27 protein-coding genes are annotated in these 25,184 nt (G+C 38.6%); 5 read left to right on the top strand and 22 right to left on the bottom strand.

Features of this window, described 5'->3' with window-relative positions:
- Positions 1-99: 99 nt before the first annotated feature.
- Positions 100-1,209: an SLC13 family permease gene (locus U8519_RS06960; protein WP_334329598.1), complete on the bottom strand. Its 1,110-nt coding sequence runs from the start codon at positions 1,207-1,209 to the stop codon at positions 100-102.
- 195 nt (positions 1,210-1,404) lie between these two features.
- On the opposite strand from U8519_RS06960, the gene U8519_RS11930 reads away from it, so the two are divergent.
- Together U8519_RS11930 and U8519_RS06955 are read left to right on the top strand one after the other, a co-directional pair.
- On the top strand, positions 1,405-1,557 hold the full coding sequence (locus U8519_RS11930; protein WP_442892132.1) for a DUF6095 family protein: 153 nt from the start codon (positions 1,405-1,407) through the stop codon (positions 1,555-1,557).
- 83 nt (positions 1,558-1,640) lie between these two features.
- The gene (locus U8519_RS06955; RefSeq protein ID WP_334329597.1) at positions 1,641-1,835 is read left to right on the top strand and encodes a hypothetical protein; all 195 of its coding nucleotides are present in this window, start codon (positions 1,641-1,643) and stop codon (positions 1,833-1,835) included.
- 375 nt (positions 1,836-2,210) lie between these two features.
- Here U8519_RS06955 and U8519_RS06950 read toward each other — a convergent pair whose 3' ends face one another.
- Together U8519_RS06950 and U8519_RS06945 are read right to left on the bottom strand one after the other, a co-directional pair.
- Positions 2,211-3,794 (bottom strand): Nramp family divalent metal transporter, encoded by a 1,584-nt coding sequence (locus U8519_RS06950; protein WP_334329596.1) that lies wholly within the window; start codon positions 3,792-3,794, stop codon positions 2,211-2,213.
- Positions 3,795-3,816: 22 nt separating this feature from the next.
- Positions 3,817-4,257, bottom strand: coding sequence for a universal stress protein (locus U8519_RS06945; RefSeq protein WP_334329595.1), 441 nt, complete (start codon positions 4,255-4,257; stop codon positions 3,817-3,819).
- A gap of 351 nt (positions 4,258-4,608) precedes the next feature.
- Between U8519_RS06945 and U8519_RS06940 the strand changes: the two genes are divergently transcribed.
- Entirely contained in the window at positions 4,609-5,271 is a 663-nt protein-coding gene (locus tag U8519_RS06940; protein ID WP_334329594.1) for a metal-dependent transcriptional regulator, read from the top strand.
- A gap of 5 nt (positions 5,272-5,276) precedes the next feature.
- Here the strand turns inward: U8519_RS06940 and U8519_RS06935 are convergent, their stop codons facing one another.
- Positions 5,277-6,182, bottom strand: coding sequence for an ROK family protein (locus U8519_RS06935; protein ID WP_334329593.1), 906 nt, complete (start codon positions 6,180-6,182; stop codon positions 5,277-5,279).
- Positions 6,183-6,330: 148 nt separating this feature from the next.
- Here U8519_RS06935 and U8519_RS06930 point away from each other — a divergent pair, with 148 nt between their 5' ends.
- Complete coding sequence (locus tag U8519_RS06930; protein WP_334329592.1) at positions 6,331-7,098, top strand: biotin--[acetyl-CoA-carboxylase] ligase; 768 nt, start codon at positions 6,331-6,333, stop codon at positions 7,096-7,098.
- Here the strand turns inward: U8519_RS06930 and U8519_RS06925 are convergent.
- The 12 genes from U8519_RS06925 to U8519_RS06870 form a co-directional block, all read right to left on the bottom strand.
- On the bottom strand, positions 7,090-8,316 hold the full coding sequence (locus U8519_RS06925; protein WP_334329591.1) for an NRAMP family divalent metal transporter: 1,227 nt from the start codon (positions 8,314-8,316) through the stop codon (positions 7,090-7,092). The two genes, U8519_RS06930 and U8519_RS06925, sit on opposite strands and share 9 nt — an antisense overlap.
- Positions 8,317-8,349: 33 nt before the next feature.
- Positions 8,350-9,099, bottom strand: coding sequence for a LamB/YcsF family protein (locus U8519_RS06920; RefSeq protein WP_334329590.1), 750 nt, complete (start codon positions 9,097-9,099; stop codon positions 8,350-8,352).
- 17 nt (positions 9,100-9,116) lie between these two features.
- Entirely contained in the window at positions 9,117-10,424 is a 1,308-nt protein-coding gene (locus U8519_RS06915) for an acetyl-CoA carboxylase biotin carboxylase subunit (protein WP_334329589.1), read from the bottom strand.
- 11 nt (positions 10,425-10,435) lie between these two features.
- Positions 10,436-10,846 carry an acetyl-CoA carboxylase biotin carboxyl carrier protein gene (locus tag U8519_RS06910; protein WP_334329588.1) on the bottom strand — a complete coding sequence of 137 codons (411 nt, stop codon included), beginning with the start codon at positions 10,844-10,846 and terminating at the stop codon, positions 10,436-10,438.
- 15 nt (positions 10,847-10,861) lie between these two features.
- Entirely contained in the window at positions 10,862-11,878 is a 1,017-nt protein-coding gene (locus U8519_RS06905) for a biotin-dependent carboxyltransferase family protein (RefSeq protein ID WP_334329587.1), read from the bottom strand.
- Complete coding sequence (pxpB, locus tag U8519_RS06900) at positions 11,871-12,605, bottom strand: 5-oxoprolinase subunit PxpB (RefSeq protein ID WP_334329586.1); 735 nt, start codon at positions 12,603-12,605, stop codon at positions 11,871-11,873. Before pxpB ends, U8519_RS06905 begins: the two co-directional genes overlap by 8 nt.
- Positions 12,606-12,748: 143 nt before the next feature.
- Positions 12,749-12,991 carry a hypothetical protein gene (locus U8519_RS06895; protein ID WP_334329585.1) on the bottom strand — a complete coding sequence of 81 codons (243 nt, stop codon included), beginning with the start codon at positions 12,989-12,991 and terminating at the stop codon, positions 12,749-12,751.
- Positions 12,992-13,426: 435 nt separating this feature from the next.
- A complete protein-coding gene (locus U8519_RS06890) occupies positions 13,427-13,948 on the bottom strand; it encodes a ClbS/DfsB family four-helix bundle protein (RefSeq protein WP_334329584.1) in 522 nt (173 codons plus the stop codon).
- A 559-nt stretch (positions 13,949-14,507) separates the two neighbouring features.
- A complete protein-coding gene (sdaAA, locus tag U8519_RS06885; RefSeq protein WP_334329583.1) occupies positions 14,508-15,377 on the bottom strand; it encodes an L-serine ammonia-lyase, iron-sulfur-dependent, subunit alpha in 870 nt (289 codons plus the stop codon).
- A gap of 9 nt (positions 15,378-15,386) precedes the next feature.
- Positions 15,387-16,058, bottom strand: coding sequence for an L-serine ammonia-lyase, iron-sulfur-dependent subunit beta (sdaAB, locus tag U8519_RS06880; RefSeq protein WP_334329582.1), 672 nt, complete (start codon positions 16,056-16,058; stop codon positions 15,387-15,389).
- A gap of 126 nt (positions 16,059-16,184) precedes the next feature.
- Positions 16,185-17,396 carry an amidohydrolase gene (locus U8519_RS06875; RefSeq protein ID WP_334329581.1) on the bottom strand — a complete coding sequence of 404 codons (1,212 nt, stop codon included), beginning with the start codon at positions 17,394-17,396 and terminating at the stop codon, positions 16,185-16,187.
- A gap of 14 nt (positions 17,397-17,410) precedes the next feature.
- Positions 17,411-18,592, bottom strand: a complete 1,182-nt coding sequence (locus tag U8519_RS06870; RefSeq protein ID WP_334329580.1) for an MFS transporter — start codon at positions 18,590-18,592, stop codon at positions 17,411-17,413.
- Positions 18,593-18,875: 283 nt separating this feature from the next.
- Here U8519_RS06870 and U8519_RS06865 point away from each other — a divergent pair, with 283 nt between their 5' ends.
- A complete protein-coding gene (locus U8519_RS06865; RefSeq protein WP_334329579.1) occupies positions 18,876-20,108 on the top strand; it encodes a GGDEF domain-containing protein in 1,233 nt (410 codons plus the stop codon).
- Here the strand turns inward: U8519_RS06865 and U8519_RS06860 are convergent.
- The 6 genes from U8519_RS06860 to arsC form a co-directional block, all read right to left on the bottom strand.
- Positions 20,063-20,305: a hypothetical protein gene (locus U8519_RS06860; RefSeq protein ID WP_334329578.1), complete on the bottom strand. Its 243-nt coding sequence runs from the start codon at positions 20,303-20,305 to the stop codon at positions 20,063-20,065. The genes U8519_RS06865 and U8519_RS06860 overlap by 46 nt on opposite strands.
- 373 nt (positions 20,306-20,678) lie before the next feature.
- Positions 20,679-22,106 carry a C69 family dipeptidase gene (locus U8519_RS06855; protein WP_334329577.1) on the bottom strand — a complete coding sequence of 476 codons (1,428 nt, stop codon included), beginning with the start codon at positions 22,104-22,106 and terminating at the stop codon, positions 20,679-20,681.
- 47 nt (positions 22,107-22,153) lie between these two features.
- Positions 22,154-23,560: a C69 family dipeptidase gene (locus U8519_RS06850; protein WP_334329576.1), complete on the bottom strand. Its 1,407-nt coding sequence runs from the start codon at positions 23,558-23,560 to the stop codon at positions 22,154-22,156.
- 92 nt (positions 23,561-23,652) lie between these two features.
- Entirely contained in the window at positions 23,653-24,141 is a 489-nt protein-coding gene (locus U8519_RS06845) for an isochorismatase family protein (protein WP_334329575.1), read from the bottom strand.
- Between the two features lie 77 nt (positions 24,142-24,218).
- Positions 24,219-24,497 carry a hypothetical protein gene (locus tag U8519_RS06840; RefSeq protein WP_334329574.1) on the bottom strand — a complete coding sequence of 93 codons (279 nt, stop codon included), beginning with the start codon at positions 24,495-24,497 and terminating at the stop codon, positions 24,219-24,221.
- Positions 24,498-24,614: 117 nt separating this feature from the next.
- On the bottom strand, positions 24,615-25,037 hold the full coding sequence (gene arsC, locus U8519_RS06835; protein WP_334329573.1) for an arsenate reductase (thioredoxin): 423 nt from the start codon (positions 25,035-25,037) through the stop codon (positions 24,615-24,617).
- Positions 25,038-25,184 lie beyond the last annotated feature (147 nt).

Here is a 25,184-nt window from a genome sequence, read left to right as displayed (position 1 = left end):
TTCTTAAAGTATATCAAAGGTAAAAAGTACAACACAATTCAAAAAAAAATAAGCCTAACATTTACCGTGTAAATGTCAGACCCACTAAAATTCAAAAATTTAAAGTCCAAAGTCGATCAAGAAGTATCCTATCGTTCCAATGATTATCAACATAGTAAAATTAATACCACTGAAGACTGCTAGATACTTACCAGGATTTTCTTTGAAGAAGAACCGATATTGTTTAAAGGCTAATAAGTTAGCCAGTGAAGCCACTACTGAACCTAGTCCACCGATATTTGTACCTAAGAAAATAGCGTGAACATATTTAGAAAACTTGGAAACTAAGATGGTTGTAGGAACATTACTGATGAATTGACTGGTAATGATCGATGTTAAATATGTGCTACCTCTTGTTTGAATGAAGTCATGCAAGTGATTGACGATCGATGGTTCTCGATTAATATTTCCAACTGCAATGAAGAAGCACATGAATATTAATACAATCGAATAATCCACTGATTCCAAAATATGAGGATTAATGAAGATCACTAATAAAATTGCGGCAATCAGTGAACCCCACATTGGGATAACTGAGAAAATTCCTAAGAAGATCACGATCGTGACAAAAACTGTCAAACTCAAACTAGGAATGTTCAGCTCGACCGTTGGCAGAGCACTCAATTCAACTTTGTCTTTGGGAAAGAACCTAGTTAATAGGAAGATCGCCAAAAAGTTTATAATCGTTATTGGTGCTGACATGATGAAGAATTGTTTAATACCTAGATCAAAATGTGTCAGCAAGAACAAATTATGCGTATTACCAAACGGTGTAAAAATACTACCTAAATTCGCTGCCATTGCAATTATAATAACAGGAAAAATCGGATTTATTTTTAAGTGTTTCGAAAGCTGGTAATATAAAGGAACCAACGTCAGAATTGCTACATCATTCGTTAAGAACATAGCACCAAAAAATGCTATACTAGCTAACATCAGCATCATCTGTCGTGTGGTCTTTGCCTTATGTGTTAAGTATGCCGCATAATATTTCAAAAAATCTAGATAATCATATATTTGAATGATGATCATCATCGATGTTAGTGAAGCAATTGTTTTCCAATTGATATCCATTAACTGCGGTGGACTTATAAAAATGGAAGTGAGGATTGCTGCTGCCCCAGCAATCCACAGAACCTTATCTGAAAAAACTCGTTTTAATACAGCCATTTACGTTTCCCCTAAAAAAAGAAGTACCCCTACTAGTATAAGGATATTTCGTGTAATGAAAAAGATATTTATGGAAATTTGCTATTTTAATTTTGACTTCTTAATTTTTTAAAAATAATTTGTTACAAAAAGCCTTATACATTTTAACTTAGATATAATTAAAATGAAAGACTACCAAATCAAGGAGATGATAATATGCAAGTATTTTTTGCTATTTTAGTATTCATAATCGGTATTGCGATCGCAACTGTATCATTCAAGGCTAAGAAGGAGTCCGTATATTATCTTCTCCTATCTATTGGTACAGCAATTTTCTTTTTAGGGATATTTATAATTTTTCCTAAATAAACGATGATATTTTGCTTCCCTCTTTAAAATGTTTTCTGTTATAATTCTTTTACCAAAAAAGTTTAAGAGGGGGTCGACGTCTAATGATTTTAAAAAGAACATCTATCTTACTATTAGTATCGATAATACTCACTGCTTTGGAAATGACTGTGAATCCTGGATTTCATCTGGGCAGAATTTTCTTAGTTGTATCGGGTATTTTATTAGTCGCCGCTGCATTGTGGTTTGTTAAAGATAATTATCAATTCACACCAAAAGCAGAAAAAATCAAAAAATAACTATTTGTGGTTTTATTGCCGCTGATGGCGGCAAACTCATATTAATTTCTAAATTAATAAATATTTCGCAACAATTAATTTTATTAGTTTTGATACTGTTACAAATCAAATAGCACGTACGATAATTTGAATATATTATCGTACGTGCTATTTTTATATAACTCATAATATCTAGCTGGAGGTCAGCAGTAATAGAATCCGTGGCGATTGTGGTGTTAATGCGGTGGTTTTCCGTATTTACAGCACGGATATCTTTCTTGATTTGCGATTTATGCAAAGCAAGATTTTAGACCGCCTTTTGGCTAAAATCGGTCCCGCCACTGATGGAATTACTGCTGACCGGAAGCGGAAACGGAAGCAAAAACAAAATCCTTATTATTGATCAGCCAATTTAGCTTCAGTAACTTGTGCTCTTAGTTTTTTATTACCATAATGTAAGTCTACAACTGTCCATACCAACAAAGCCAGCACAGCAAAGATCAATACATATGCGATCACATTTGAAGCTGTTACATCAGCTGCACTTGGATTGTCACCATAGAATGCCAAGATTTGATCTGGCAAACTGATCAAGTTTAAGACCGTCAAGCCAATAACTGAGAACCATCCCAGTACTTTGACCCAAAGACTGTTCTTAAATCTATGACCCATTTCAACTTCACTGTCAGTCATCATCAATAATGGCAACATTGAGAATGGCAAGGCGAAAGCTAAGAAGACCTGCGAGTTATTCATTAAGTTATTCAAAGCTGTATGTTCGTCAACGGCACTCTTACCGCTAGTTAACATAACACAGATAAGAACTGGAATAACTGAGATCAAACGTGTAACTAATCTTCTCAACCAGAGAGGCATCTTCATATGAACGAAACCTTCCATGATAACTTGACCAGTTAAGGTACCAGTAATAGTTGAGTTTTGACCCGATGCCAACAAGGCAACGGCAAATAATGTTGAAAGAATTCCTGATTTAGCAACACCAATCAAAATACCATTACTTAAAGTAGAAGTATCTGACAAGGCTTCATATAAACCGAAGAATGATGGATCTTTTACGGCACCTGTCTTAAAGACCGCAACACCCATGATCAATAGCAATGCATTAACAAAGAATGCGGCTGTCAATTGGATATTTGAATCCCAAGCTGAGAACTTAACGTTTCTAGCAACTGATTCTTCATCGTTATGATCCACTTTACGTGTTTGAGAAATAGCTGAGTGCAAGTACAAATTATGTGGCATAACTGTCGCACCGATAATACCTAAAGCACCACTCAATGGTGTCATACCGGCGACCTTTTCACTAGTTGAAAAAGTTCTAGCATTTGGTACTAAACCACTGAAGACACCAGCCCAATCAGGGTTTGACAATGCTACTTGATAAACAAAGACGAATAAAATAACCAAAATCAAGCAAACAACGATTGCTTCGATTTTTCTGAAACCGATTTTTGTTAATAATAGCAATACTAAAACATCTAGAACGGTAATGAATACCGCAATGACTAATGGAATATGGAACAACAGATACAAGGCAATCGCGGCACCGATAACTTCGGCGATATCTGTTGCCATAATGGCGAACTCTGTTAAGATCCACAAAACAATTCCTAATGCCTTACTCGTTCTGGCTCTAATGGCTTGCGCCAAGTCCATACTGCTTACAATCCCTAGTTTAGCTGCCATATATTGTAATAACATGGCAATTAAACTAGAAATTAGAATAACTGACATTAGTAAGTACTGAAAATTTTGACCACCGGTAATTGATGTTGACCAGTTACCTGGATCCATATAACCAACCGCAACTAATGCACCTGGTCCTGAATAAGCTAATAATGTCTTAATAAATCCCTTATCCTTAGGAACTTCAACTGTTCCATTGATCTCTTCTAGTGAAGGACCATTCGCATATTGGATAAGTTTATGCTTGCGTGGAGTTTCATTTTCCTTTGCCATAAATAATCTCCCTATTTAAATTTTAACGAACAATCATTATAGATATCGGTGAATACTTTGCCATATAAGCTGCTTGTGAGCCAAAGTATTTGCGTATTCCTCGTTTTGATAATGAACCGATAACCAAGAGATCAGCTTCTGCACTAGGAATAACTTTTTTAACAATTGTTTCACCTGGATCCCCTTCAGCGACGATGGCTTCTACTTTCTTCACCCCAGCTTTCAAAGCTACATCGCGATATTCTAAGATGTGTTTCTCAAGTTCCTCTCGTTCACCATGGACATAGTCCTTAGTTAAAGCTTGATAAACATTCATTTCATCGTTTTCCAAAATCGAGGTAATGATCATCGTGGAATTATCTTTGATACAACGTCTCATTGCATAGCGGAACGCTAATTGTGCATCTTCGGAATCATCAACACCGACTAAAACTCTATCGAAAGTCTTTTTTTCTTCTGACATTCAAATCACTCCTTTCTACGAACTCAATTCTATAACAAATTAACAATCTGTAAAGATTTTTTTAGGAGTATCTAACAAAAAAGTACATATTTTTTAATTTTGTTATCACAATTGAAAGCGATAACTTACTTAATATAATAACATTTAAAATTCATCTTTGACTTGCTGAAAAAAATCATGAAAGCTCTATATATCAGGAATATAGTTGACGCTTTGACAAATAAAAAAGTTATTTTATACAAAATTATTTATTTTATTAAATATTTTAGTTAGTCTAACCTAATTTATATTTGACAACTAGGCTATTCAAAAATATGATTAAAGTATCAAAAAATATTCTGGTGATTAAAAATGAGCGATTTGAACTTTTTAAAATTAATATACGAACTAGGCGGCTATCTACACAATGTCAGTAATGGTGATATTGCCAAAAAGGCTCACCTTAGTAACGCCTCTGTTACTGAACGAACTAGGAACCTTTCAAAGAATACTGACTTGCTCTCATATACGCGCTACTATGGATCCAAGTTGACTGCAAATGGTATTACGATCTTGAATCCTTATATTCAGCAACAACGATTGATCGAAGTTTGGTTAGTGAATGACTTAGGGTTCTCCTTAGAAGCGGCTCACAAAGAGTCAGACATCTTAACTAATCAGATCAATCAGCATTTTATAGATCGATTGAACGATCGTCTCAATTATCCCAAGTTCTGTCCGCACGGCAACATCATTCCTAACAATTCACCAATGATAACAACTGATCAATTGACACTAACTGATGAATTGATCCCTGATCAAGAATACGTCGTTAAGAGTTTCGCTGAAGATAGCTATGTCTTCAGTATTTTAGAAACCATCGATATCAAACTTCAAGATACTGTTCGTCTATTGAGTTCAGCTGAAGACAATATCATTATTTTTAATCTCAGAACAGGTACCAAACAACTACTACCCAAAACATTAGCCGAATCTATTCGCATCCAAAAAAAGAGTCCAGTCGTCATTGACTGAACTCTTTATTTTATTTCCTGGATCAATTGATAAACTGCCCCAAGCATCTTGGCATCCCCGCAATCTAGTTCTGCAGCGACGAGATTAGGAATACTCATTGATGCAATACTGCTACGCGACTTCTGGATACGCAATACCTCTTGATTCAACTTATCCATAAACTTATTGTTCTTCGTAATATTTCCGGTCACAACGACTGCTTCGGGATCGAAGGCAACGTTGAGATTGATGATCTCTTTGGCCAGGCTGTGGCAGTAGCTATTCAACACTCTATTAGCTAATGGTTCCCCGCCAATAGCTCGGCTAAGGATCATTTCCGGACTGTCAGCACCATAATCAGTGAACTGATTATAACGGCGTAGAAGTCCCAAGACAGGCGCCCCACGATAATTCAGTGAGCCCATTTCGGTATCTATATCGTCCTCATCCGTCAGCATCCAGCCGAATTCACCGGCTCTAGCATGAGCGCCATGATAGATCTGATCGTTGATGATGATAGCACCGCCGGCACCAACGTCCAAGAGCAGACCGACATAGTTATGATAGTGCTTAGCCACTCCTAACCACTTCTCTGCTAGAGCGACTGCATTAGCGTTGTTCTCAATATAAACTGGCAATTCAGTCTTCTCTTCCAAGATATCCTTTAAGTTAACATCATAAAGTGGCTTCACGATCCCGGCAGTCGTTAATAGACCATTGTGCTGCACAATACCCGAGACACTGACACCAACGCCTTCAAAGATTCCTGCTTTTTCGTCCAGGTCAAACAAGGCATTCTGAAGGTTTACCAATACTTCTTCCTTGTCACCCGTTGCAGAAAGTTCACTGCGATTCGATATGTTCCCTGATTCATCAATACCGGCGTACTTGATTGATTTACCACCCAGATCGACTCCAATATACCTACTCATATTTTCTCCAATTTACTTTTAATTATCTATAATACATTTATAATTATTATACCAGTTATAGTTGTCCAAATTGTCCAGTTTAGTAAACACTAAGCCGATAATTACACAACCGAAAATTCATGCTAAATTACCAATTAGAGGAAACATCATGACAAATATACCAATCAACCGATCTACTATTGAGAATAAGATCGATCAACCAATAAAGATTCTGACTTTTAAAAAGATAAATTCTACTAATACATTTGCTAAAGAATACCTACTCGACCATCCCAACCAGACTGTCGCTATTATTGCCGACGCTCAAACTGCCGGATACGGTCGCTTCAAGCGTGATTTTTATTCTCCTCAACAAACTGGGATCTATCTCAGTATCATTATTCCCACCACTATCACTAATCCCGGATTATTAACGACTATGGCTGGCCTAGCTTCCATAACAGCTCTTAAAAAAAACTTTCCTGAAGAGAATCTCAAATTAAAATGGATCAACGACCTTCTATTAAATAATAAAAAAGTCGGTGGTATCCTTGCTGAGAATATTAACAACTCCAATGGTAATCATCTAGTGCTTGGCATTGGCATCAACTTGAATACGGCAGATTTTCCTAAAGAACTGCAGACTATCGCCACTTCTATTTCTAGTAATGATTCTATCGATCGAAATATTGTGATTGCGGACATACTCAATCAATTTTTCTCAAGATTTCCAACATACCAAACTGGTGATTTTTTACCAGAATATCGCAAGCTTTGCGATACATTAAACAAGACGGTCAGAATAGTTAATGGAAACACTGAGCTAACTGGTACTGCTGTGGATATAAATTCTAACGGTGCACTGATCCTAGAGGATACAAAAAAACTCCGCCATATCATCAATAGTGGCGAAGTTACGAAAGTTTTTCTAAAATAACTTAATTAAAGTTTCCACACTGGCAAAAGTCATGAACGCCACGACGATCCAACCAGTTACTGTCAAAATCATTGGGTGATGATAATTCCCAATGATTTTTTGTTTGTACGCTGCTAACAATAAGATTGCTAGTGAGATTGGCAGAATAAAGCCATTGATCGCTCCAACTACGACCAGCACCTTAGCCGGATTACCTACGAAGTAAAAGATTGCTGCAGAGATAATAATAAATGCCATGACAAAAACTCGATTGTACTTAGCTAATTTATTAGCTGCCTTTTCACTTCTCGTATAATTCAAGAACGAGATCGAAGTAAAGGTCGAACCTAGAGTCGAAGTCATCCCAGCCGCAAATAACAAGATACCGAAGAACTTATAACCGAATTCTCCGGCCGCATATTTAAAAATCGAAGCAGCAGGATTAGTTGGATCTAACTTATATCCGGTTGTCACAACTGCTAAACCGGCCAAGAAGAGCAAGATACGAATAAATGATGCCACACCGATACCAGTTATGGCTCCCTCATTAACATACTTCAATTCTTTTTCACCCTTTAATCCACCTTCGATCAATCGATGTCCGCCAGAGAATGAAATATATCCTCCAACAGTTCCACCAACGATCGTCACAATTGAATAGAAATCAATATGACTAGGCACAAAGGTGTGTATCACAGCGGTTTGATAAGGTACTGCCATGACAAAGATTATATAAATTAAAATAGCAATTTTTACAACTGCTAGCAATTGAACCGTTCGGTCCATCACCGTCATCGCATTATTTGCGACGAAGATGGCGATCGCAATACAGGCTGCAATCACGGCCCCATTTTCAGGAGAAATTCCAAATAAGACATTCAAGCCTAAACCTGCACCACCGATATTACCAATATTGAAGAGTAATCCTCCGGCGGCTACTAAAAACGATAAGACATATCCTAAACCAGGCAAAATTTCATTAGCGATAACTTGAGCTCTCTTACCACTAACCACAATAATTCGCCAAACATTCATCTGTACGATGAAGTCAACAATGATACACAATAGAATCGCAAAGCCAAAGTCTGCTCCCATTTGTCCTGTAAAAGTGGCAGTTTGTGTCAAAAATCCTGGTCCCACAGCTGCCATCGCCATCAAGAAGGCTGCCCCCATGGCAATACTTCTTGGGGAACGAGTGGTAGTTACTTTATCATCTATAATTTGATCTTTATCTTTCATAAGATCTTTCACCACACATATTATTTAATTTTTTTAAAATGTTTGAATATTAATTCCAGCCTCAGCTAAGCCAACATGTAGTTGCTTAACAATGTCCAAGGCAGCTTGATTATCGCCATGAACACAGATGGAGTCAGGTTGTAACGGAATCTTAGTTCCATCCAGCGCAACTATTTCTTGATCATTGATCATCTTAGCCACTCGCTTGGCAATGACTACTGGATCCTTGATCACAGCGTTGGGCAAACTACGACTCACTAATGTACCATCAGCGTTGTAATTACGATCGCCAAAAGCTTCTTGTGCATACGGTAAGCCGACTTCCCTAGCAGCAGAAATAAGTTCACTGTTAGCCAGTCCATAAATCGGCAAAGTTGGATCAACTCGATAGATGCCCTGGCAAATCGCAACTGCTAATTCATGATCTTTGGCAGCTGCATTGTATATTGCCCCGTGCGGTTTGACGTGATGAAGTTTCTTCGCCGAAGTGAATGCCTGTAAAGCACCGACTTGGTAGGTCACCATATTAGCAACTTGTTCTGGTTTCATATCCATCTTGCGACGGCCGAATCCTTGTAAGTCCGGAAAACCTGGATGAGCTCCAATGCCTACTCCGGACTGTTCCGCTAATTTAACAGTTTCTGACATCACATCAGGATCCCCAGCATGATAGCCGCAAGCCACATTGACTGAACTTACTAGTGGAATAACTTCAGAATCTCTGCCCAAACTGTATCTTCCAAATGATTCTCCTAAATCACTATTCAAATCTATTTTTTTCATCGATTATTACCTCTTATTTATTCTGTTAACTTGTCTAACCAGCCAATATCAGTGTGGTTGATCAAATAATCTGGTTCTTGCAAAACCTGTGTTAAGAAATCTAAATTAGTATCGATTCCACTGATGACTGTCTCGTCCAAAGCACCTTCCATTTGTTTAATAGCGGTTTCTCTGTCATGACCGAATGAAATTATCTTGGCGATCATTGAATCATAATTAGGCGGGATCAAATATCCTTGATATAACGCGCTGTCAGTTCTGATGCCGTGACCAGCCGGCAAATGTAAGGCTGTCACTTTTCCAGCAGTTCTAGCATTGATCCGACATTCCAAAGCAAAATTATGACGTGAGATCTCTGCAAAAGGAATCGGTTCTCCCTGAGCGATCTTTATTTGTAAGTCAACTAGATCAACATCGGTCGTCAATTCAGTTATTGGATGTTCTACTTGAACTCTGGTATTCATTTCCATGAAATAAAACTGCTCTGGACCATCAAACAAGAATTCCATCGTACCTAGACCCTCATAATGAATATCCTTGGCTGCCTTAACCGAAACATTAAACATCTGTTGTCGTGTAACTTCATCCAAAGTACTTGCTGGAGCTTCTTCGATCACTTTTTGGTGGCGTTGTTGCAAACTACAATCACGTTCACCGATGGCAATCGCATTGCCAAACTGGTCAGCAGCAATTTGCACTTCAATGTGTCGAGGATGCGCCAAATATTTTTCAAGGTACATGTGATCATCACCGAAGTCATTCTTCGATTCAGCTTGTGCTAAGTCGAACTGATTCTGAAAATCTTCAGCTGATTCAATCACACGCATCCCTTTACCGCCACCACCAGAACTAGCTTTCAACATGACCGGATAGCCGATCTCTTCAGCTGATTTCTTCGCTTCAGCAAAAGTCGTAAAGTCGGTCTTACTGCCGGGAATAACTGGTACCCCAGCTTTGATCATCGTCTTACGGGCAGCGGATTTTTCTCCCATGATCGAGATAACTTTGGAGCTGGGACCAATGAACTTGATACCTTGTTTTTCACAAAGCTTGGCAAAGTCAGCATTCTCTGATAAGAATCCGTAGCCGGGATGAATTGCATCCGCGTGCGTTATTTGTGCGGCAGCGATGATGCTCTGCTGATTCAAATAACTATCTTCAGGATTAGGACCACCGATACAAATTGCTTCATCAGCCATGGCAACATGCATTGCCGAAGCATCAGCGGTCGAATAAACTGCCACACTCCAAATATTCAGTAATTTGCATGCTCGAATAATACGAACAGCGATTTCCCCACGGTTCGCAATCAATATTTTTTTCAATGGTTACACCTTCAATCCTTCAGAGTAAATAGTGGTTGATCGTATTCAACTGTATCGCCATTTGAAACTAATATTTGATCGATCGTGCCGGCTGTTTCAGCCTTGACCTCATTCATCATTTTCATTGCTTCAATAATACCGATCAATTGACCAGCTTCTACTTTATCTCCAGCTTTAACTAAAGGTGCTTTACCAGGTTGCTCTGAGGCGTAGAAAGTTCCTACAAAAGGAGCATTGATTGAATTCTTCGGAGCATCTTTTTGGCCCTGTTCACTAGATGGCTGCTGTTCTACTACCTGTTCTGGAGCAACTGTTACGTTCTTATCCAAAACCACATGTCCCTGATCATCTTTCACTTCGAGATGACTTAGATTCGCATCCTGTAACATTTTTACCAACTTTTCAACTCTTTCTAAATCCATTTCAACATTCTCCTTTTACAAATTATTTTTGATCAATCTTTCGATCTTGATCGAATTTCTTCTTAACGGACCGATCGGTTCGCGGTACCTGCTTTGATACCATTTTTCATAAGTGTCATTTAAGATTTTTTGGTGAGCTACCAATGCATTCATCGCTGTATCCATAGTAACTTCCATAAAGTGAAAATCAGTATTAACTCGCATCTGTACCAACTTGCTCCAGTCAGCTTTGATGACTGTTCCAATAACCGGATAACCACCAGTCGTCTGACGGTCAGCTAACAGAACAATCGGGCTGCCATCACGAGTTATCTGGATATTGCCAAAGACTGTTCCTTCAGACAACAAATTCTTACTAGGAACTTCGAGCGGATCACCATTGAGGCGATAACCCATGCGATCCATCTGCTCCGAAACACGGTAACTCTGTTGAACAAATTGTTTCTGAGCTTTATCAGAAAACATCTGCCAATGTGGCCCTTTGACGAAGCGGATCACATTCGAAGTTTCCACATCCCAGTTTATCTTTCGTGACTGCAAACTAGGCATGATCACACTGTCACGAATCGGCAAATTATCTCCAGCTATCAATGCACGGCCTTGAATACCCCCCATCTGTGTTCTCAAGGTAGTTGATCGACTATCGAGTACCGGTTGAGTAACTACGCCACCATTTGAAAAAGCCAGATAACCGTAGTTTCCAGTTGCCATTGGTCCACATTCTAGAATCGATCCTGTATTCACTTGAATTGCCTGATTCTTAGGGATAGGTTTGCCGTCCAACAAAGCATGCAGCTGACCACCAGTTAGTGCGATAAATGAATCACACTCAAATTTCAAAGTTGGACCGGTCATTACGAATTCCAAGGAAGCATCATTCTTATGATTGTTGACTAATAGATTAGCCAATTGATATTCAAATCTATCCATAGCTCCAGATTCAGGGAAGCCTTCGATTTGATGACTAGTTCGACCTAGATCTTGAATCGTCGTGGACAGTCCTGGTTTAATAACTTTAACGATATTAGTCATTGTCAGCTCCACCTTCCGTAATGATATTCAGATCGTATTGACCAGCCTGATCTTGTTTTTGGATATCATAATATTCTGACTTAGTAATAGCCTTGAAGCGGACGTAGTCCCCTGACTTGTATTTCAAAACTGGATTATTGCGGTCATACAATTGTACTGGTGTCCGACCGATCAAGCGCCAACCTCCGGGAGACTCTACCGGATACATGCCTGTTTGAGCACCGGCGATACCAACACTTCCAGGAGCAATCGACTTACGTGGAACTTTTAATCTTGGCATTGCTATCTGTTCAGGAACTGACCCCATGTAAGCAAAACCTGGCAAAAAACCCATCATAAAAATAAAATAGTCTGTTCCGGTGTGCAATTTGATTAATTTCTCAACGCTAACAGAAGCAAATTCTGCGACATCTTCGAGATCCGGACCAAATTCCTCATCGTAACAGACTGGTAATTCAACAATTCTTTTGACTGACATAGATTCGCCGCTTGACGACGCAATCAGCGAATCTATCTGACCTTCTAGTAATTTAAAACTGGTCAAATCGTAATCAAAATTTACTGTCAAAGTATGATATGCGGGAATAACACCTGTGACCCCAGTTGTCTCTTCTTCGATTAACTTCTGAGATACCTGCTGGACTAACTTGTTCTCTTCAACATTGATCTGCTCTGGGAAGATAACTTCCAAAGCCTGTTCATTAATTTGAAAATAAGAGTAATCCATAAGTTTAACCTCCGCATTATTAGAAATAAATTAAATTAATTGTAATAGTATTTTGGGAATCATTCAATGATAATTTAAAAAATAATCGTCTTTCAAAGCTACAAATCAACTTAAACGGGCATTTTTGGTTGATAAAAAAATATTTATTTAAGGCGTTTTATTAATGTTTTTATAATAATTAGTGGGTATTCTATTAGATATTTTGATAATAAAACTAGGGTGTGGTGGGTGAGTGGATGGATGCCGCTGATGGTAGACAGCAATTCCATCTGCCGTGGACCGGCCTCAGTCTTCGTCTTCGGCCTCGCTTTGAAGCCTGTAGTCTTCAAAGTCGTCAAATGTTCTAAGCGATAAATCGCTAAGAACACTTTTACGGCGGATTCCATTGTTGTCCACCATCAGCTGATTTTGTTCTACTAATCGATTAACTCCTCTAAATAATAATGTGACTGTTTTTGTACTTCTTCATAAGAATCACTAGATAAGGAAACTTAATACTTCAGTGCTAGTCTTGAGTGACCGTCTTTCTTGATATTCATATCAAATAGATACCAAAAAAGAGTTTCATGACAAACTGTCATAAAACTCTTTTTCTTGTGATCATCTTATTTAGCTGGAGGTCAGCAGTAATGTAATCAGTTGCGAAAGTGGTGTAAATGTGGGCGGTTTTCCCGCATTTACACCACTGGATGTCTTTCTTGATTTGCGGTTTTGGCAAAGCAAGAAAGCAAGATTTGAGACCGCCTTTTGGCTCAAATCGGTCCCGCCACTGATGGAATTACTGCTGACCGGAAGCGGAATTCAATCGAGTCTTAAATATACTAAGCTCTCTGTCTCAAATTAAAGTTCTTCCACTTCTTGACCTGACGGCTGTAATTTGTAAATGGCGATATAGCATTGATCCTGATCCACTTGGACACTGGCCACATAGCCTTAGTTGTTGCCCACTTTCTTTCACCGGGCTTGAATAGTTCATCATGCGACATTTGATCGATCCAGTCGATCAATTCCTCAACTACTCGTTTTAATTCATCTTTTTCATTGTCCAAGCCTTGAGCACCATATTTGACATTAAAATCATCGTACAACTGTCGAATCTGATCCCACTTATAGCCTGGAGTTGGTGTGGTAATATCTTGGCCGCCCTCTTCTGCCTTTTCCCATGATAAGATCATGTGAATCCAACCAACTTGATATGAAAGCATCTCACGCGGTGTCTTCTCGACTTGCTCGATTCTCTCATCTGCGACATTATCCGTAATACCTTCATATTGATCAATGAATAAATGATAACTCTTTCTAATTTGGTCTACTAATTCTGACGAATTCTTATATACCTGCATACATTCGCTACCTTTCATTGATTTTTAAGATTCCACACGGGACCTCTCCAATATCTATTATAGACGCTTCCTTGTCACAATTGTTGTAAATGCCCTTATAATTAAATTTATTCTTATTATTAGTATTAATTCTGACTAATTATTTAGAAAATAACGTCAAAAAAGCATAATTATTTGTTAATATTTTTTATTCTTGATTATTGCCGCTGATGGTGGGCAACAATTCCATCATCAGCTAATTTTGTATTACTTCTAATTCCGTTTACAATTGTGACCCTGTAATTATCGAATACTTATCATTTATCAAAGCAAAAACAGCAAATCACATATCGTGACTCACTGTTTTTGTTAATACTATTCTAAATCAGCTGGAGGTCAGCAGTAATGGAATCCATGGCAATTGTGGTGTTAATGTGGGCGGTTTTCCCACATTTACACCACGGACGTCTTTCTTGATTTGCGGTTTGTGCAAAGCAAGAAAGCGAGATTTTAGACCGCCTTTTGGCTCAAATCGGTCCCGCCACAGATGGAGTTACTGCTGACCGGAAGCGAAAACCCTCTATTCATCACCAAAAATCTGATCTTTTAATTTCAAAGCAGTTGGAGTTGTGGCCAAACCACCTTCGGCTGTTTCTTTAAAGATCGATGGCATTTGTTGTCCGACACGATGCATTGCTTCGACTACTTCATCAACTGGAATAACATTTTTCACTCCAGCTAATGCCATGTCAGCTGAGATCATTGCTTGTGAAGATCCCATTGCATTACGTTTTACACATGGAACTTCAACTAATCCAGCAACAGGATCACAGATCAGGCCCATCAGATTCTGTAGTGTCATCGCAATGGCATAACCTGCTTGTTCAGCCGTTCCTCCTTTGGCAATTACTAGTGAAGCTGCTGCCATAGCACTAGCTGAACCTACTTCAGCTTGACAGCCACCTTCAGCACCAGCAATTGAAGAATTATTGGCAATCGCCAAGCCAAAGGCTCCGGCAGTGAATAAGAAATTAACTTGGTCTTCGTGAGACAAGTTTAATCTATCTCGCACTGCCATTAAGACACCGGCCAAAACACCGGCACTACCAGCTGTTGGTGTTGCACAGATCAAGCCCATTTTGGCATTCACTTCATTGACCGCCACGGCATTTCTGGCGGCTTCGAGGATCGGCTGACCACTCAAGAAGTCACCTTTTTTGATGTACTCGTCCATCTTCTTAGCATCACCACCAGTTAGGCCTGTGACTGACTTTACACCAGCGATACCTTGCTTGACAGAACCTTCCATAGCTTCTAGGTTACGTTCCATCAAGGCAAAAATCTGTTCACGAGTACGACCAGTATTTTCCATTTCAGTTGCAATCATTAATTCAGCAACTGATGGATAATCTTGACTTTGTTTTATTAAATCACTAACTGTATAGAACATAATCTTCTCCTATTCAAAGAACGTAACGTTGTCCATATATTGCAGCGAACGCAATTCTTTTAAAATTTCTTTTTGATCTTGTTTATCATCAACTTCGATGATCATAATGGCTTTTTCGCCCTTGGATTCACGTGTAACGGTCATTGTACCGATATTGATATTGCGCTTAGTGAAGGCTTGGGTAACCTTGGTGATCATCCCTGCAACATCTTGATGAACAGTAATATAAGTAGGTGTGCCCATACTCAAGGAGATCTTGAAACCATTGATCTCAGAAATTTGAATATTCCCTCCACCAATCGAGACACCGGTAACTGTCAATTTATGATCACCTTTGATCATGGTTATCTTAGTTGTATTAGGATGGTCGACCTTGTCACTCTTAGGAACAAAGGCAACCGTAATGCCATCTTCATAAGCAATCTTCAAAGAATCTGATAGACGTGGATCATCAGGTTTCATTCCCAATAAACCGGCCACAATTGCTACATCAGTTCCATGTCCACGATATGTCTTTGCGAAAGATTCATATAGATCAATAGTTATTTTTTCTGGTTTCTCACCAAAGATATCATGCACGACTTTACCGATTCTAGCAGCTCCCGCTGTATGCGAACTGCTGGGACCAACCATTACTGGTCCAATTATGTCAAAAACACTGTTAAAACGTAAATCTCCCATAATGTGTACCCCTCTTAATTATCTAATTTGAATACTACACGACTTTAGTAAACAAATCATTTAATTATCAAAAATAAATTCAAGAATAACAGCTCTCACCGATCAGTGAGAGCTGTTAATTTAGCTTTAATTGTTTAACAAGTCCAAAGTGGCTGCACCTACAGCTTTTGCTGTTAAACCTAAGGCTTTTTCGTTCGCAATAAACTTAGGACTGTGATGTGGATAGAAGACTCCATCATCTGGCATCTCTCCAACAAACATATAAGTCCCCGGAATCTTCTGCGTGAAGTAGGCAAAATCTTCGGATGCTGATTCTCGACCTTCAAAATCTAGATGTTTGATCTCTTTAATGCCGCCATTTTCCAAACTCTTTTGAACTTTTTCGGTTAATTCCTTATCGTTATTCAAGACTGGATAATCATTGTTATAGAAGAGATCGATTTTAACATCGAACATGATCTCCATACCTTTGACTAAGTTCTTGAAATTCTTCTCTACTACGGCACAAGTTTCGTCCTTCATGAAGCGAACATCACCTTCTAAGAAGACTGAATCCTTGATGACATTGAATGAACCACGTCCGTCAAAATTACCGATCGTTAAAGTAGCCATATCGAACGGATTGACGCGACGAGAAACAATTGTCTGCGCTGCCGTAACAAAGAAGGATGCAGCAACGTTCGCATCATTTGCCAAATGAGGAGCAGAGCCATGTCCACCCTTACCATGAATTGTCATCTTAAAACTGGAACGGCCCGCCATAACTGGTCCCGTTGTACATTCAACTGTTCCGTAAGGAATCGGGGCCCACATGTGAACACCCAAAATTGCATCGACACCATCAAGTACTCCAGCTTTGATCATCCCTTGAGCTCCACCAGGAGGAGTCTCCTCTGCTGGTTGGTGTACGATTTTGATCTTACCAGTTAAGTCTGAGCGCATCTCATACAAAGATTCCGCCAAGATCAACATGTAAGCTGTATGACCATCATGTCCACAAGCATGCATTGCACCCGGATTTACTGATGCATATGGCAAGCCAGTCTCTTCTTGAACTGGCAGAGCATCAAAATCAGCACGTAAAGCAATTGTCTTACCAGGATTACCTGAATCGATCGTAACGACCACTCCGTATCCATCGCCATAATTAGCTTCAACCTTTACATCCATATCTTTGTAGAAATCAGCAATATATTTGCCCGTTTCTTTTTCCTCAAAAGAAACCTCTGGATGTTGATGCAAGTAGTGTCTGATTTCAATCATTTTGTCATGTTTTTCATCGATCAATTTATAAAGCTTGTCTTTTAACGCCTGATCTTCTAATACGTAATCTGTCATAGATATCGCTCCTTTTAATCTTTAACTAATAAGGTTCCAAATCCACCAATCAAAATAGATACTGCTAGAAAAATAAATCCGATAGAAAAACTGCCACTGGCGGCTTCAACCAAGGCACCAATAATCATTGGTGCTAGAAATCCTCCCAAAGTACCACCGGTGTTGATGATACCGACTGATGAACCGATGATCTCCTTGGGGAAAATATACTGTGGCCAAGTAAAAGTTGCTGTAAAGGCTGAGATGGTGAACATCCCGATCAAGGCAACTAGTACTAACGAGATTGCCACACTATTTATGTGAACTAGAGTATAGATCGAAGTAGCTGAAACAATCGAACAAATAATAATAAAGGCCTTTTGTTTACCGACAAACCACTTCGACAAAATAACTCCCGTCAAAAAACTACCGATAACCTGTGATACTGAATTAACCGCCAAAATAGCTCCAGCGGCTCCCAAAGATAATGAGTACGTTCTTGTCAAATAACTGGGTAACCAAGACATCGATCCATAATAGGTGATGTTTAATAACAACATGATCACAAACAGCTTGAGAACATTGACGTTCTTAACAACTTCCATAAACGAGATCTTCTTAGGATCTTGTTTGACTGCCTTAGTATCCTTTGGTAACAAGAACAAAATACAAAAGAATGCTATTAAAAATAACGTTCCTAACATAAAATATCCATAGCGCCAATTCATCGCAATAACATTGGCACCTAAAGTAAAGGCCAAAATACCACCAATACCTGAAGTGGTTAAAATACCCGACTGGACCATAACCCGCTTCTTCTTATCAAAGTTCTCCGCAACCGCCTTAGAGCAAGATGAAGGATAACCACCATGCCCCAAGCCTGCACCGAACCTGATCATTACAAACAACATTAGACTGCTGACAAAACCAAACATATACGAAAAAAATGAAATAATTGCTAAAGAAATCAATAGAACCTTTTTGGCTCCGATCTTATCAGCCAACCAACCACCAGGAATCTGTAGACACGAGTATGCCAAGAAAAAAGCACTCATGATCAATCCAGTTTGCGAGGTCGAAAAATCAAACTGCTTTGCAATGGGAATAATTGCCGTGGATACCATGTTCTTGTCCATGTAAACCATGGAATAACCAGCCATTAGGGCAATTATTACCTTAAAGTCCTTTGCGGAAAAACTACTAGTTTTTTCCTCCATAACATCACCTACACTTATTTATTGAACCGCTTACAAAAATTATGCTACCACAAACGTTTTTAAAAAAATATATTTAGTTCATTTTTTCACAACAATCTAGTGAAATCCCTATATTTTTACGATACAAAGCTTGATATATAAAGGATCATAAGATTTTTTATATACAGTACTTGACAATATGTCTTTGCCAAAATAAATACCCTGTGATGTGTATTAAGCCCATGCATTATGGACAATTAATGCTAAAATAAATATATTAATAAATTAGAAAGTAAGTAGACGTATGGCAAATTTTATCAAAAATTATTTGACCACAACGGACCTGGTAGTGATACTGATTACTGTTGGTCTAATAACAGTAATTACTCTGGTCGCATATACACTGGAGAAAAAGGTCAGCAAGGCCTCGCCTTTCTTCATTAGATTAGGCGAGCACATTATTGAGAGTGGCTTATTGGTTATTAGTATCCTGCTACTACGACAAGTCTTTACAACAATTAATCATGGTTATTTCATGACCGATGCGTGGTTGTACGCCAATGCTCAAATTGCAGTCGCCTTCTTTGGAATACTGATCCTGAATAATCGACTGGTAGAATTACTCACACTGGCCTTTCCATTTTTGTATAATCCCGCTCTTAACGCGACACGCTTCAGCGGACCTCATATGATACTTTTCTTTGCGGTCTACGTTGTCATGTTGATAACTGTGGATTACGCATACAGTCACAAAGACGAAATGTTGATATCTAGTTATAAATACACCATTGCCCAATCGGTCTTTGCTTTATGCTGGTGGTCGATCTTGTGGATCGATTATCACTTTGATCCTTACAAAATCATCATTTCAATGGTCTTCTTCGAACTATTCATGATGATTATCAGAATAACTGAGAATCGATTACGACTTTCATTTGCCGACTTCAAGGATTTGGAGATCAAGGCCAACTATGATGCACTGACCGGTGTTAGAAACCGTTCTTCATTGAATACCGCAGCCAAAGAACTCTTCCAAAAATATTCAGGTGATTCTGAAAAAGACGAAACCATTACTATTGCAATGTTTGACATCGATCATTTCAAAAAGTTCAACGATACTTATGGACACGAGATTGGCGATGAAGTTCTTCGCCACGTTGCCCATTTGGCAGAAAGAGAACTGATGACTGATACTAGCGATGGTCAGACTGGCCAGTTGTTCCGTTACGGCGGTGAAGAGTTTATTATAATTTTTAAGGGTAAAAATGCTGATGAAGCCGCTAAGGTTGTTTACGACATTCGGAAGACTTTAAAAGACATTCCCTTGTTCATCAATGGTTCAAAACTCAACGTAACACTCTGTTTTGGTATAACAGCTGCTCAAAAAACTGATAAATCAACCAAAGAGATTCTTGAACGGGTCGACAGTTACCTTTATCAATCAAAGAATAATGGACGCAATCGTGTCACTATTGAGGGTGACACATACACTTACGACAATCTAAAAGTTGTCTTCAATGCACTAAAGAACGCTTGATCATAATTGATCAGGTGTTTTTTTGATGGGTGGATGTGTGATAGATGATAGATGCCGCTGAGGGTGGGCAACAATTCCATCTGCCGTGGACCGGTTTCAAACTTCGTTTTCAACCTCGCTTTGAAGCCTGTAGTCTTCAAAGTCGTCCAGTGTTCTAAGCGATAAATCGCTAAGAACACTTTTACGGCGGATTCCATTGTTGTCCACCCTCAGCTAAATTAATACTATTTCTATATTTGTTTCTATTTAACTGCAACAAAGTAACTGAATTTTATATTTAAAAAATAAAAACCGTATGTCACAACAAATGGATAAACATTATATCCAAATTGCCGCGATATACGGTTTCTTTAATAATTAATATATTTAGCTGGAGGCCAGCAGTAATGGAATCAGTAGTAAAAGTGGTGTAAATACGGGTGTTCTTCTCGCATTTACACCACTGGATGTCTTTCTTGATTTGCGGTTTATGCAAAGCAAGAAAGCAAGGTATGAGACCGCTTTTCGGCTCAGGCCGGTCCTGCTACAGATGGAATTACTGCTGACCGGAAGCGGCACAGAATCCCAAACCTACAAATTAGGATCCATCTTAAAAGTCAGCTTCGATAATTCGGCACCTTGAGTGACTAATTCAGCTAATAGTTTCTTAGTAGCATCATTGTAATGTGTGGCAATCTCGTGATTTTGAGTTGTTAAGTAATCTGTTAGTTCAGCTCCAGACATTGTCACAGCCTTCTTATCAACTGCTTCGACCTTTCTTCTAGCCCACTCTGACAAATCCTTTTGATAGTCAATATCAGCTTGGATGAAGTCAGCGTAATGTGACTCTACGATCATTGCCAGTGCTTCATACATCCAGTAAGCACTCTTTAGATCCATCTTATCTGGTAACTCACGGTACGATTCATCAGTATCGTTAGCGTTAGTAAAGAATGGAACGTGTGGACAAAATGTTGGAATACCAAAGCCGATCCATTGAACACCTGCAGCTCCATTCTTATCCGAATCACGCATTTGTAAAATATGCGAATTAGCAGTACGTGACAAAGAAATAGCACGGTAAGTCTTCTTATCATGTTCACTGCCGCTGCCTAGTGGATCATATTTAGTCTCATTGTAATGAGACTTCAAAATATATTGAATATCCTCAATAGCAATCTTACGCTCTGGTTTACGAATAAATGGTAATTCTGGAGACTCAGGGTCTTGTTCGGTACTTGGATTCAAGTACTTTTGAGCGAACCAAACACGTGGTGTGTTGTAATGGTGATCTTTTTCAGTATCTGTACCAAAGATATGTCTGAAATCCCAACGATCTTCATCAGGATTCAAACCGTGGCTTGTAACGAATTCTTGAATACCATCGGCCCACATGTAGTTATCAGGATCATTGAAATCTATATCTTCAATGGCAATTTGATTGGCAGCAACGGCATAGCAATCGTCTGGAATTCTAACGGCGACCCATTGATGTCCCGTAACGATTTCCATATACCAGACTTCATTATGATCGTTGAATTGGATTCCGTTACCTTCGGCTGAACCGTATTTTTTGACCAATTCACCCAAATAACGAACCCCGTCACGAGCTGACTTGATGAATGGCAAAACCAAAGTTGTCAAAGAATCTTCTGCCAAACCGTCCTTGATGTAAGGATCAAATGCTAGTACACGTTCATTAGCGTAAACACTCTCAGTGGCACTTTCACCGACATTCAATTCATTAAAGCCATCTTCCTCATTAGGTCCTTCACTTTGATCACCATTTGGTGTTGAAGTATAGCGATAGCCACTTTCAGGAAGTGGAACGGTCAACTTATTATATGCTGATACGTAGGTTTCCTTACGTCCAGAAACAGCTGGTTGTACGAAGAAACGCTTGGGATGAATAGCAATCATCCGGTCTTCATTTCTAGAAATATACGTTGCTCCATCCATCGATGCTTTTTTACCAACTAGAATTGAAGTACATGCTGATAGTTCGATACGATCTGTCATCTTTATCCCCCTAAATTATTATTAATATAATTATACTCTTTCAATACCTATAAATTAGGATCCATTTTGAAGGTCAGCTTCGATAATTCAGCACCTTCAGTTACTAATTTAGCCAGCATTTCTTTTGCTTTGTCATTATAATAGGTAGCAATTTTATGATTTTGATCAGTTAAATAACTTATCAGTTCCGCACCGGACAATGATTCTGACTCTTGCTCGACCGTTGCAATCTTTTCACGTGCCCACTGTGATAGTTCTTTTTGATAATCCAAATCTTCTTCGATGAATTCAGCGTAGTGTGTCTCTACGACCATCGACAAAGCTTCGTAGATCCAATAAGCATCTTTGAGATTCATCGAATCTGAAACTTCACGATAAGTTTCATCGGTATCATTAGCATTAGTAAAGAATGGTACGAACGGTGTGAAGCTTGGGATACCGAAGCACTTCCATTCCACACTCAACTTGTCTTTCTTCAATTGCAAAATATGTGAGTTAGCTGTTCTCGACAATGAAATCGAACGATAACGTTTCTTATCATCCTCACTGCCGCTACCTAACGGATCGAATTGTGTTTCGTTATAGTGTGACTTCAAAACATATTGAATATCCTCAACCGAGATTTTCTTCTCTGGCTTACACAAGAATGGCAGTTCTGGTGATTCAGGATCTTGTTCAGTACTTGGGTTCAAATACTTCTGGGCAAACCAAACACGTGGTGTGTTGTAATGATGATCCGTCTTAGTGTCCGTTCCAAAGATATGTCTGAAGTTAAACTTGCCTTCATCTGGATTCAAATTATGTTCAGCAACAAACTTTTGAATATCCGCCGACCACATGTAGTTGTCTGGATCATCGAAGTCGATCTCTTCAATGCCGATTTGATTGGCCGCAAAAGCGTAACAGTCATCAGGAATTCTAATAGCTACCCATTGATGTCCGGTAGCGATCTCCATGTACCAAATCTCATCGTGATCACTGAATTGTACCCCGTTACTTTCAGCTGATCCGTACTTAGCGATTAAATCGCCCAAGCGTCTAACACCGTCACGGGCTGAATCGATATATGGCAAAACCAAAGTAGTAATGGAATCTTCTGCCACTCCTTCTGGAATCAATGGATCATAGCCGAGGACTCTTTCATTGCCATAAACACTTTCAGTCGCACTCATCGCAACATCTTTTTCGTTAATACCGTCTTCTTCATACAATCCTTCGGTCGTATTAGCATCAGGAGAAGTCGTATACCGATAACCATTAGCTGGTAACTTTTCAGTTAAATCATTATAAAAAGACTTGTACGTCTTATCTTGATTGGAAACTGCTGGTTCAACGTAGAATTTCTTAGGATAAATAGCTACATAGTTATCCTCATTTCTAGCGATATAAGTACTGCCGTCCATGGCGGCCTTTTTACCGACCATAATTGATGAACAAGCTGAATGTTTTTGCATAATTCAATCCCTCCATATCAATCTCTTACTATCCTCAATATAGATGAATCGTAAACAAAAAGAAACCCCACAAATGCAAGGTTTCTAGTTAATTAGACAAAAGTCAAAAATCTCTTGTCCCAAATATTTTCATAAAACTCAATCGTGTTCTCAGCAGTCATGTAATTATTGTCATAAGTAGATGTCATGTCGTGTTTCATGATGACCTTATAACCTAATCCATGTGCCATTTTGATCGTCGCATCACAACAGATCTCTGTCTGAACACCACAGAATTCAATCGTACTCAAATTATTCTCTTGTAACAAATTATTCAAATTGGTTCTATAGAAGGCATTGGCATGAGTCTTTTCTACTACCATATCATCATCTCTGATATCCAATCCTTTAGAAAATTGCCATAAATCACTGCCTCTAACGACATCTTGGTCATTATGTTGAACAAATATAATTGGCAAATTGGCAAAACGATAAGTATCGATTCGTTTGTTAACAGCCTTTAAAAGTCCCGCATAATTATAACTATATTTCAGAGCATTTTGCATATCGATAACAACTAAAACTTGTGCTAGTTTTGGCATAATCTCATCCCCTTATTTATCTCTATCATAACAAAAAATCTCGCATTTACTATGTAAATACGAGATTCTTTTAGGAACTAAACGCTCATTTTCAGAGGCAAAAACTTGATAATGTACTTGTTAGGATCAACACGTGAATCTGACAAGGCTCTAACCAAGTCTCCCTCTTTATAATCGTTGAGATGTTTGGCATTTAATGTCAAAGTATTTTTGATCTTATCGTGAGTCCATTTACCCATTTGTTCCAATTGTGGATAGTCAATTGGATTGAAATTAGTCGGTTCAGAAAAGATCACCTTGACCTCCAACGCATCTACGTAGTCCCTTATACTTCTCATTACGTTTTTGTTTGTCAAAAGATCATCTCCCCATAAAATAATTTTTGCAAACGTTATCACATCTCACCTATATAATATCACTGATATGAAAAAGTAATAACCCCATTTGTGATAATAATGACAAAATTTCTTGAATTATTTGACTATATTATGAGGATTTTTACTGAAGCTTATAATTTTTTGTTCAATTTGATTGCGAACTACTCTAAAAGCATCCATGATCTCTTCATCAGTTCCTGTTGCTTGTGCTGGATCGGGAAAGCCCCAATGAAGATGCATTACATTTCTAGGAACCATTGGACATTTGTCTCTTGCATCTCCACACAAAGTAACCACAAAATCGCAATCGTTAAAATAATCAGTATCTATCAAATTCGAGGTGTTTTGCGAAATATCAATATTGATCTCCTGCATACTTTGAACAGCCCTTGGATTAAGGCCATGAACTTCAACTCCAGCACTGCGAACATCCCAATCCGGTAAATACTTTTTGGCAAGTCCTTCCGCCATTTGTGATCGGCATGAATTACCTGTACAAATAAAATAAATCTTCTTCATAGTTACTCTCCCTTGTAAAGCTTAAATCTAACACATATCGAATTTAGTGAATAGTATTTTATTGAGTCGATTCAGTATTACCAGTGGTTATTACTCATTAGTCATTATATTTGTATTTGTTAAAAAAAAATGAAATAATCCAGTCGA

Origin of the sequence: Companilactobacillus sp. HBUAS59699 (assembly GCF_036913575.1) — a bacterium.
In the GTDB taxonomy this organism is placed as follows: domain Bacteria; phylum Bacillota; class Bacilli; order Lactobacillales; family Lactobacillaceae; genus Companilactobacillus.
Note: the sequence above shows the minus strand (reverse complement) of the source record. Positions and strands in the feature narration are given on the sequence as shown.